General features: G+C 56.0%; 1 protein-coding gene. It reads right to left on the reverse strand.

Annotated elements, in window-relative coordinates:
- On the reverse strand, positions 1–159 hold a 159-nt coding region (locus AACR93_RS05470), incomplete at its 3' end, for a DUF3283 family protein (protein WP_331428987.1).
- Positions 160–402 lie beyond the last annotated feature (243 nt).

The raw sequence follows: 402 nt of genomic DNA on the forward strand, positions 1-402 counted from the left end.
CTGGCTTGCTTCGCTTTCTGCGCTGGCCAAGTGACCGTTGCGCTCTTTCCATACGGCATATGCGGCAGCCTTCTCGACCTCGACCCGTTCTTGCTGCTCTTTCGGTAGGGCACACAGATTGTGACTCATACTGATCTCTTTGTTATTTGTTGGCGCCATGGTACGCCATCAGTGGCATGCGGGACTTGCGCTGGTTCAAAGGTGGCGCGCTATAATGCCTGTATATAAACACAGGCGTTATTACCATGAAGCTGTTAACCCCAGACCCATCACCCGCCGAGGTGACCATCCCGCTGTTCTTGCACCGCGCCTCTTGTGGCTTTCCCAGCCCAGCCAGCGACTATCTGGAAGGGAAGTTGGACCTCAACACCCACTGCGTGGCCCACCCTGCAGCAACCTTCT

The organism is Aeromonas sp. L_1B5_3, assembly GCF_963866575.1.
GTDB lineage: Bacteria > Pseudomonadota > Gammaproteobacteria > Enterobacterales > Aeromonadaceae > Aeromonas > Aeromonas jandaei.